Source organism: Rhizorhabdus sp., assembly GCF_018006725.1.
Taxonomy (GTDB): Bacteria; Pseudomonadota; Alphaproteobacteria; order Sphingomonadales; family Sphingomonadaceae; genus Rhizorhabdus.
The window spans coordinates 1-9,001 of record NZ_JAGMXV010000187.1; the positions used below are offsets into that span (position 1 = coordinate 1).

Consider the following 9,001-nt stretch of genomic DNA (forward strand, 5'->3'; position numbering starts at 1 on the left):
CCTTCCACGGGGCGGCGCGAAGATAGGCTTCGCGCTCTTCGGTCGACGCCTCGAAGCCCTTGAGGATCGACAGCGAGATGACCTCGTCGCCATCCTTCAGCAGGATTCCGCGCACGCCGGTCGAGGTGCGGCTCTGGAACTCGCGCACTTCGGTGGAGGCGAAGCGGATCGCCTTGCCCGCGCGGGTCGCGAGAAGCACGTCGTCGCTTTCGGTCAGCAGGGCGACGCCGATCAGGCGATCGGTCGCATCCTCGTCGAAGCGCATCGCGAACTTGCCGTTGGTCGGCACATTGGCGAAGGCGTCCATCGAGTTGCGGCGGACATTGCCGTGCGCGGTCGCGAAGACGACGTGGAGCGAGCCCCAGCTCTCCTCATCCTCGGGCAGCGGGAGAACGGTGGTGATCTTCTCGCCATCGGCCAGCGGCAGAAGGTTGATCATCGGCCGGCCGCGCGCCTGCGGCGCGCCTTCGGGCAGGCGCCACACCTTCTTGCGATAGACCTTGCCGTGGTTCGAGAAGAACAGCACCGGGGTGTGGGTGCTCGTCACGAACAGCTCGGTGACGGCATCCTCTTCCTTCGTTGCCATGCCCGAGCGGCCCTTGCCGCCGCGACGCTGGGCGCGGAAGGCTTCGAGCGGGGTGCGCTTGATATAGCCGCCATGGGTCACGGTGACGACCATGTCCTCCCGCTCGATCAGGTCCTCGTCGTCGATGTCGTCGCCAGCGGGTGCGATCAAGGTCCGGCGCGGCGTCGCGAATTCGACCAGCACCGCGTCGAATTCCTCGACCATCACCTGGTAGAGTCGCACGCGGTTGCCGAGGATCTCGAGCAGTTCGGCGATCGACGCCGCCAGCTCGGCCAGCTCGCCGCCGATCTCGTCGCGGCCGAGCGCGGTCAGGCGGTGCAGGCGCAGGTCGAGGATCGCGCGAACCTGGGTCTCGGACAGCTGATAGGTGGGGGCGTCATCGATCGTGTCGACCGCCTCGACCAGCTTGATATAGGGCTCGATCTCGCCACGCGGCCATTCGCGCGCCAGCAGCGAGGCGCGGGCCTCCGCCGGGCTTGCTGACCCGCGGATGATCTTCACCACCTCGTCGAGATTGGTGACCGCGATCACCAGCCCGAGCAGGATATGGGCACGCTCGCGAGCCTTGTTCAGTTCGAACTTCGACCGGCGGGTGATCACCTCCTCGCGGAACTTCACGAAGGACTCGATGATGTCGCGGAGGTTCAGCGTCTCGGGACGCCCGCCGCGGATCGCGAGCATGTTGGCCGGGAAGCTGGTCTGTGCCGGCGTGTGCCGCCACAGCTGGTTCAGCACGACCTCTGGGGTCGCGTCGCGCTTCAGTTCGAGGACGATGCGGACGCCATGCCGGTTCGACTCGTCGCGGATATCGGAGACGCCTTCGATCCGCTTGTCCTTGGCGGCTTCGGCGATCTTTTCGACCAGGCCCGATTTGCCGACCTGATAGGGAATCTCGGTCAGCACGATCGAGCGACGGTCGTTGCGGCCTTCCTCGACGACATGGCGCGAGCGCATGATGATCGAGCCGCGACCCGTATGATAGGCCTGGCGCGCGCCCGACTGGCCGAGGATCATGGCGCCGGTCGGGAAGTCGGGCGCGGGCACGATCGCCATCAGTTCGTCGATCGTGATCGCCGGATTTTCGACATAGGCTTTGCAGGCGGCGATGACCTCGCCCAGATTATGGGGCGGGATATTGGTCGCCATGCCGACCGCGATGCCGCCGGCGCCGTTGACGAGGATGTTCGGGAAGCGGGCCGGCAGGACCTGCGGCTCCTGCCGCGAGCCGTCATAATTGGGGGTGAAGTTGACGGTATCCTTCTCGAGATCCTCGAGCAGGGTCATCGTCACCTTGGCAAGGCGCGCCTCGGTGTAGCGCATCGATGCCGGCGGATCGGGGTCCATCGAGCCGAAATTGCCCTGACCGTCGATCAGGGGGACGCGCATCGCCCAATCCTGGGCGAGGCGGGCGAGGGCGTCATAGATGGAGGAGTCGCCGTGCGGGTGATAATTGCCCATCACGTCGCCGACGATCTTCGCCGACTTGCGATAGGGCCGGCCGGCGACGAAGCCGCCTTCCTGGCAGGCGTAAAGGATGCGGCGGTGAACGGGCTTCAGGCCGTCGCGGACGTCGGGAAGAGCGCGCGACACGATCACCGACATGGCATAGTCGAGATAGCTCGACTTCATCTCGTCCACGATCGAGATCGGAGAAATATCGCTGTTTTCGATGGGCGGCGGTACGCTGGCCAAGTCTTACGGTCCGTCTGTTTGAAGCGCCAAAATGCCCCTGATCGGGGTGTATGACGCTCCTAACGGACGATGTGCCTCATGGCTAGTGCAATGCGCCCGAACCACGCCGATGCGCGGCCCGGACGCGCGGGCGGATCAGGAAGGCATCAGCTTGCCACCATGTAGATGGCCAGCACCATTGCAAAGGCTATGACGACAAGGCCCAGGCCCCAGCCGAGCACGTTGCGGGTCACATGCGGGGTGGCGCCGGCACGCGCTTCTTCGGTGCTGAGATGCACGGCTTCCTGGTCGTGACCGTCGGGGCGCACATGCGTATTCATGATGATCTCTCCACTAGGCTTCCCGCAATCAACGGGTGGAGAGAAGGGATGTTCCTGCCCCAAGGCCGGCGCGAAGCTCAGCGCTGTCGCACGAAGCGCCAGATCTGTTCGTCCGAGTCCGCCGCGACGAAGGCATAGCCGTCGCTGTCGAAACCCTTGAGGTCTTCAGGCCTGCCGATGTGATGCTCGCACATCCAGCGCGCCATCATGCCGCGTGCGCGCTTCGCGCCGAAGCTGTTGAAGACGAGGCCTTTCGGGCTATTTTCACGGAAGTCGATCGTGACGATCCGGACGCCCTTGGGCGGGGCCTGTTCGACGACGTGCCAATATTCCTTGCTGGCGCAGTTGATGATCGTGTCCGACCCCTCGGCGAGCAGGTCGGCGGCGAGCGCATCCGACACCTTGCTGCCCCACATGGCGTAGAGATTGCGGGTGCGACCGGGGGCCCAGCGCGTGCCCATTTCCAGCCGGTAGGGGCGAATCCGGTCGAGCGGCTTCAGCAGGCCGTACAGACCCGACAGGATGCGGACATGGTCCTGCGCATAGCGGATCGCCGGGGCGTCGAGGGTTCGCGCTTCCAGCCCGACATAGACGTCGCCCGAAAAGGCGAAGAGGGCAGGGCGCTCTTCCTGGCCGGCGAAGTCTGCATAGCGATCGGCGTTGAGCTGCGCGAGCTTGTCCGAAATGCTCATCAGCTTGGCGAGCTTCTTCGGGCCGAGCCGGGACGCCGCTTCGGCCGTGGCGAGCGCCTCGTCCGCAAAGCGCGGCACGGTCGGCTCGACGTCCGGAAGCGGGGTGGAATAATCGAGGGATTTTGCGGGCGACAGCAGCAGGAGCATGGCCGAGCCCTAACCGTGCAACCGACGCGGATCAACCTCGCCGGTTCAATAAGCATTCAGCGAACGGTTCTCATAGTGCGACGAGTGAAGCCGGTTCATTTCGGCCGCGCTTGTGCGCGGACGAGGGAGCGATTAGTCAACCGGCGTGTTTTACCGTCGGCCGTCCCTTTCGGCCGTCGATCAGGAGGCCTGAAGAATGAAATCCACGTCCCGCTATGCGCTTGTTGCGGCGCTTGGCTTCGCGCTCGCCGCCGTTGCGCCGGGCGCGCCCGCCTTCGCCAAGAAGAAGGACGAGGCCGCGGCGCCGCAGCTGAAGATCGGCGACGCCGTCCGCAAGCCGCTGGCGGAAGCCGACGCTGCGATCAAGGCGAAGAATATTCCGGCGGCCGAAGCTGCCCTCGCCCAGGCCAAGCAGGCCTCCACTACCGCCGACGAGCGCTATGTCGTTGCCCAGTACGGCCTGAACGCTGCCCAGGCGAGCGGCGACCAGGCGAAGCTGTCGACCGCGCTCGACGAACTGATTGTCGCGGGTGAGGCCGCCGGCAAGCTGCCCGACGATCAGCGCGCCAAATTCTACTGGTTCCAGGGCCAGTTCGCCTATCAGGCGAAGAACTATGCCAAGGCCGAGGCATCGCTGACCAAGGCGATCGCCGCCGGCTCGACCGAGGCCGACGCCTATGCGGTTCTTGCCGACGTCCAGAACCGCAACGGCAAGCCGACCGAGGCGCTCGCCACGCTGCAGAAGGTCATCCAGACCAAGGCCGCCGCTGGACAGCCCGTTCCGACCGACTGGTACGGCCGTGGCGCCGACATCGCCTCGCGCGCCAAGCTGCCGGGCGATTTCGTCAAGATCACCACGTCGTGGCTGGCCGCCTATCCGGTCAAGCAGAACTGGCACGATTCGCTGTTCATCTATCGCCAGATGGCGGGTCTCTCGGGTGAGAACGACCTTGACCTGCTGCGCCTCGCCCGTGCGGTCGACGCACTGCCGCTGGCCGCGCAGTCCAACTATGTGGACTATGCGCTCGCCGTCTATCTGCGCTTCCCCAACGAGGCCGTCGACGTGCTCAACGAAGGCATCAAGGCGGGCAAGCTGAACCCGGCGACCAGCCAGAACACGCGCGAGATCCTCGCCCTGTCGCAGCCGAAGCTGGGTCCGGACAAGGCCTCGATCCCGGCCGCGATCACGGCGGCCAACGGCCCGAAGGCGACCTTCAAGTCGGCCATGACGACCGCCGACCTGCTCTACGGCTATAAGGACTTCGCCAAGGCGGCGGAGATCTACAAGGTCGCGCTGACCAAGCCGGGCGCCGATGCAGCGCAAGCGAATTATCGTCTCGGCCTTGCCCTTGCCCAGGCTGGCGACAAGGCGGGTGCGAAGGCGGCGTTCGACGCTGCCGGCGCCACCGGCAATTATGGCGTCCTGGCGCAATATGCGAAGGTTTGGGTCGACCACCCCGCAGCGTCCTGATCGACGATCGAAACAGAAAAGCCCCGGTCGGAGCGATCCGGCCGGGGCTTTTTCGTGCGTGTGCGCAGCGAGCCTCCGTCAGGCGCCGTCGACGGGAATCCCCGGAACGTCCTTCGAAGTGCGGATGGTGAGCGAGGTCTTTACGCTGGCGACGTTGGGGGCGGTCGTCAGCTGAGACGTGAGAAACTGTTGGAAGGCCTGCAGGTCGTGGGCGACGATCTTCAGGATGAAGTCGATCTCGCCGTTCAGCATATGGCATTCGCGCACCTCGGGCAGGGCGGCGACATGGCTCTCGAACTGTCGCAGATCCTCTTCCGCCTGGCTGCGAAGCGAAACGAGCGCGAAGACGGTGATGCCATAGCCCAGCGCTGCCGCGTTGAGACGGGCATGATAGCTCTCGATCACGCCCGCTTCCTCGAGTGCCCGGACGCGTCGCAGGCAGGGCGGTGCCGTCAAACCCGCCTTGCGCGCCAGATCGACATTGGTCATCCGGCCGTCCTCTTGCAGCTCATGGAGGATGGTTCGATCGATAGCATCAAGCGCAGGTGCCGACATGGAGTAACCTTTCAACGATTACCCATGTCTTTAGAATAAAGTTACTGTCGGCTGCAATTAAAATAGAAGGGGCCGTGCCGGCCAAAGCCCCTTTGCGCCGCAGGCGGTTGCGTTCTACTATGAAGCGAAGGGGGACCGTTTCGGTTCATTCGTTCGGCACCGATCGGAGGCGGGCCTTTGCGGTTTGACGACATGTTGGCCACCTTGCTGGCACAGCCGACGCCGACGGCCGACGCGCGCATATTCTTGTGGCGCCAGGTCGTGGACGTGCTGGCGCAGGGACGCGGCCATCGGGTCGACGATCCGCTCGTCGATGCCCCGCGCGCCGTCGACGCCTATAATTTCCTCCGTGCCACCCGGCCGGAAATTCCTGCCGATCTGCGCCTTGCCGCCGGACGGGGCCTCGCCGGGCGTCGCGTTCCGCCCGAACTCGTCCTGCTGTTCGCCGAGGATCTGCCGCACATTGCGGCGCCGATGCTGGGCCATGTACTGCTGTCGTCACAGCAATGGCTCGATCTTCTGCCCCGCCTGACGCCGAGCGCGCGCAACCTGCTGCGCAATCGCCGCGACCTCGGGCGTGCGGTCGAAAAGGCGCTCGAAGGCTTCGGCGCTACCGATTTTCTGATCCAGGGTCCGGTCGAGCCCTCGCCATCCGCCCTTGCGCCGCTCGCTGCGCCGATCGATGCGCTCAAGGCCTCTGCCGAGGCGGAGGCACCGGAGCCTGCCGCGATCGCACCGGCCGATATCCCGTTCGTGACGCCTGCCGGCCCGCAGGCGTCGCCGCCGCTCGCTCGTTACGATGTGGAGGGCGACGTCGCCCCAGCCAGCCCGGCGGCGGTCCAGGCTCAGGCAGAGACTGCGCCGGCCCCGGGCGACAGCCAGATCAGGGAGCTTCTCTCCCGCATCGAAACCTTCCGGACCCGCTATCCTGCCCCCGGAACCGGGGTGGGTGGAGATGAGGTGGTCGCCGAGGCGGCTGAGGAATCCGCCGGTACGCTGCCCTATGCCGAGAATTTCCGGTTCGAGACGGACGTCGACGGCGTGATCTGCTGGGTGCAGGGCGTTCCGCGTGGCCCGGTGATCGGGGAAACGATCGCGGTTGCCGCGCATCAGACCGATCATGGCGTCGATGGCCATGCGGCCGGCGCCTATCGCAGTCGTACGCCCTTCCGCGACGCGCGGCTTACCATTGCCGGGCAAGGGCCGGCATCGGGAGAGTGGCGCATTTCAGCGGTGCCCTTCTTCGATCCCAAGGACGGCCGTTTCAGCGGTTATCGCGGCACCGCGCGTCGCCCCCGCGCCGACGAGAATGCCGCCAGCCTGTCCTCCGGCCGCCCTGCTACGGAAGAGCCCGCCGTGCAGGACTCGTTGCGCCATCTGGTCCACGAATTGCGTACGCCGCTGAACGCGATCATCGGCTTTTCCGAGATGATCGAAGGGCAGGTGCGGGGGCCCGCTGCCGCGCCCTATCGCAGCCGCGCGCAGGAGATATTGGAGCAGAGCAAGAAGCTGCTCAGCGCGGTCGAAGACCTGGACCTGATCGCCCAGACAAAGCCGACGGATCAGGCCAGCGCCACCGATGCCGTCGACCTGTCGGCGATCCTGGCGCGCCTCCACGGCAATTTTGAGGAGGTCGCGTCCGAACGGGCGAGCGGGATCGCCTTCCGGATCGATCCGACCCTGCCGCCGGTCGCCGTCGACGCCGCGACGGTGGAGCGCATGCTCTCTCGTCTGCTCGCCGCGACCATCGCCATGGCGGGGGAGGGCGAGCGGATCAGCGTCGACCTGCAGCGGGACCCGCGCCGCGCGAGCCATTTGCTGCTGGCCGTCCTGCGACCGCGCGCACTCGACGGCCGCGACGAGAAGATGCTGCTCGATCCCGGCTATAATCCGGGCGGCAACTGGCCCGATGCACCGGTGCTCGGCCTCGGCTTCGCGCTCCGCCTCGTGCGCAATCTCGCCATCGCCAGCGGCGGCATGCTCGAGATCGATTCGACGCGCTTCTATCTCAGCCTCCCGCTCGACGATCGCGGCGGGCGCGCAGAACAGGGCGCGCGCTGATCCACCCGCTCGTCGTCAACGGACGGTGCGCGCACGGCCCTTGCCGCCGCCGCTGCCCTTCGCTATCGCCGGGCGGCGCTGGTCGGGGCCTGTAGCTCAACGGTTAGAGCTGGCCGCTCATAACGGCTAGGTTGCGGGTTCGAGTCCTGCCGGGCCCACCAGCGCTTTTGTTCAGGGGCTCCATATGTCGTCACAAGGGAGCCCCTGACTAGCTTTTCAAGCCATACCAGATTACGCTTCTTCTCACAAGAAATCAGGGCAGCACGGGGCATCGGGTGGCATCCGTGGGGGCACTGGCTGGAAAAGTGGGGGCATCGTGGCTCTGACGGTCAAAGAGGTGATGAACGCCCAAAAGGGCCCCAAGGACTATAAGCTTGCGGATTCGGGCGGCCTTCACCTGTACGTCACGACGAAAGGCGCGAAGTCCTGGCGGTTCAAATATCGCTACGCCGGCAAGGAAAAGCGGCTGACGTTCGGCCTGTTTCCGGAGGTCACTCTCGCCGAAGCCCGCGATCGGCGCGACGAGGCCCGGCTGATGCTCCGCGCCGGCCGAGATCCGGGCGTCGAGCTGGAGCGGCGAAAGCATGAGGCGATCGCCGCGGCCGGCGCGACCTTCAAAGTCGCGGCCGAGGGCTGGCTCGAGGCCGAACAATCGCGCTGGTCGCCCGGGCAGCAGTTCCGTGTCCGCAGCCGGCTTGAGAAGGACATCTATCCGGCGCTCGGCAAGCTGCCGATCGGCGACATCACCGGCCGCATGGTCCTGGCCGAACTGCGCAAGATCGAGAAGCGCGGGTCGATCGAGACGGCCAAGCGCGTGAAGGGCTACATCGTCGGGATATTCCGGCGCGCCAAAGGCGAGCACCTGGTCACGAAGGAAGCCGCGGCCGAGATCGCCGAGATCGGCGACGCACTGAAGCCGACGCCGGCGGGATCGAAGCAGCCCGCGCTCACGAAGGTGAAAGAATTGCTCGAGCTGCAGGTCGACGTCGACCGCTCGACGTCAGATCCGCAGACAAAGCTATGCTCGCGCCTGCTTGCCATCCTGGTACCGCGCATCGGCGTGCTGCGCACGGCGCCCTGGTCCGAGTTCGAAGGTATCGACTGGGACGACGTCGACGCGCCGGCGCCCGATGCGATCTGGCGCGTGCCGGCGGCGCGCATGAAGCTCGAGGTGGAGGACAAGGCCAACGAGGCGTTCGGCCATGAATATCCGCTGCCACCCCAAGCTGTGCAGGTGCTGCGCGCGCTGCGTGTTCTGACCGGCCGTTACGAGCTGCTTTTCCCGGGCCTGCACAATCGTCGGCAGGCAATGAGCGATTCGGCGGTCAGCACGATGTATAAGCGGATCCGCGGCGGCAAATATAAGGGCCGCATGGTGCCGCATGGCTGGCGCTCGGCCTTCTCGACCATCATGAACGAACGCGCGGCCGAGCTGGGCCGCGACGGCGATCGCGTGATCATCGACATGATGCTCGCC

General features: G+C 65.9%; 7 protein-coding genes and 1 tRNA gene. 4 read left to right on the forward strand and 4 right to left on the reverse strand.

All coding sequences use genetic code 11. The annotated features are described in order from the left end of the window. The 3 genes from gyrA to yaaA all read right to left on the reverse strand — a co-directional run. On the reverse strand, window positions 1-2,278 hold a 2,278-nt coding region (gene gyrA, locus KAY22_RS20355), incomplete at its 3' end, for a DNA gyrase subunit A (RefSeq protein WP_296625084.1). Between the two features lie 146 nt (window positions 2,279-2,424). Further along, window positions 2,425-2,598, reverse strand: coding sequence for a hypothetical protein (locus KAY22_RS20360; protein ID WP_296625085.1), 174 nt, complete (start codon window positions 2,596-2,598; stop codon window positions 2,425-2,427). 77 nt (window positions 2,599-2,675) lie between these two features. After that, the gene (gene yaaA, locus KAY22_RS20365) at window positions 2,676-3,437 is read right to left on the reverse strand and encodes a peroxide stress protein YaaA (RefSeq protein WP_296625086.1); all 762 of its coding nucleotides are present in this window, start codon (window positions 3,435-3,437) and stop codon (window positions 2,676-2,678) included. A 196-nt stretch (window positions 3,438-3,633) separates the two neighbouring features. Between yaaA and KAY22_RS20370 the strand changes: the two genes are divergently transcribed. Further along, complete coding sequence (locus KAY22_RS20370) at window positions 3,634-4,908, forward strand: tetratricopeptide repeat protein (protein ID WP_296625087.1); 1,275 nt, start codon at window positions 3,634-3,636, stop codon at window positions 4,906-4,908. Window positions 4,909-4,986: 78 nt separating this feature from the next. Here the strand turns inward: KAY22_RS20370 and KAY22_RS20375 are convergent, their stop codons facing one another. Continuing rightward, complete coding sequence (locus KAY22_RS20375) at window positions 4,987-5,463, reverse strand: Lrp/AsnC family transcriptional regulator (RefSeq protein ID WP_296625088.1); 477 nt, start codon at window positions 5,461-5,463, stop codon at window positions 4,987-4,989. Between the two features lie 192 nt (window positions 5,464-5,655). Here KAY22_RS20375 and KAY22_RS20380 point away from each other — a divergent pair, with 192 nt between their 5' ends. The 3 genes from KAY22_RS20380 to KAY22_RS20390 all read left to right on the forward strand — a co-directional run. Then, window positions 5,656-7,524: a histidine kinase dimerization/phospho-acceptor domain-containing protein gene (locus KAY22_RS20380; RefSeq protein ID WP_296625089.1), complete on the forward strand. Its 1,869-nt coding sequence runs from the start codon at window positions 5,656-5,658 to the stop codon at window positions 7,522-7,524. Window positions 7,525-7,609: 85 nt separating this feature from the next. Then, a tRNA-Ile gene (locus KAY22_RS20385) sits at window positions 7,610-7,685 on the forward strand. 155 nt (window positions 7,686-7,840) lie between these two features. Further along, the coding region (locus KAY22_RS20390) for an integrase arm-type DNA-binding domain-containing protein (RefSeq protein ID WP_296625090.1) at window positions 7,841-9,001 on the forward strand (1,161 nt) is incomplete at its 3' end.

What these genes read in the sequence shown, in the direction of transcription:
- KAY22_RS20360 (WP_296625085.1), bottom strand. Translation starts at nt 2,598, where the DNA reads ATGAATACGCATGTGCGCCCCGACGGTCACGACCAGGAAGCCGTGCAT.
- yaaA (WP_296625086.1), bottom strand. Translation starts at nt 3,437, where the DNA reads ATGCTCCTGCTGCTGTCGCCCGCAAAATCCCTCGATTATTCCACCCCG.
- KAY22_RS20370 (WP_296625087.1), top strand. Translation starts at nt 3,634, where the DNA reads ATGAAATCCACGTCCCGCTATGCGCTTGTTGCGGCGCTTGGCTTCGCG.
- KAY22_RS20375 (WP_296625088.1), bottom strand. Translation starts at nt 5,463, where the DNA reads ATGTCGGCACCTGCGCTTGATGCTATCGATCGAACCATCCTCCATGAG.
- KAY22_RS20380 (WP_296625089.1), top strand. Translation starts at nt 5,656, where the DNA reads ATGTTGGCCACCTTGCTGGCACAGCCGACGCCGACGGCCGACGCGCGC.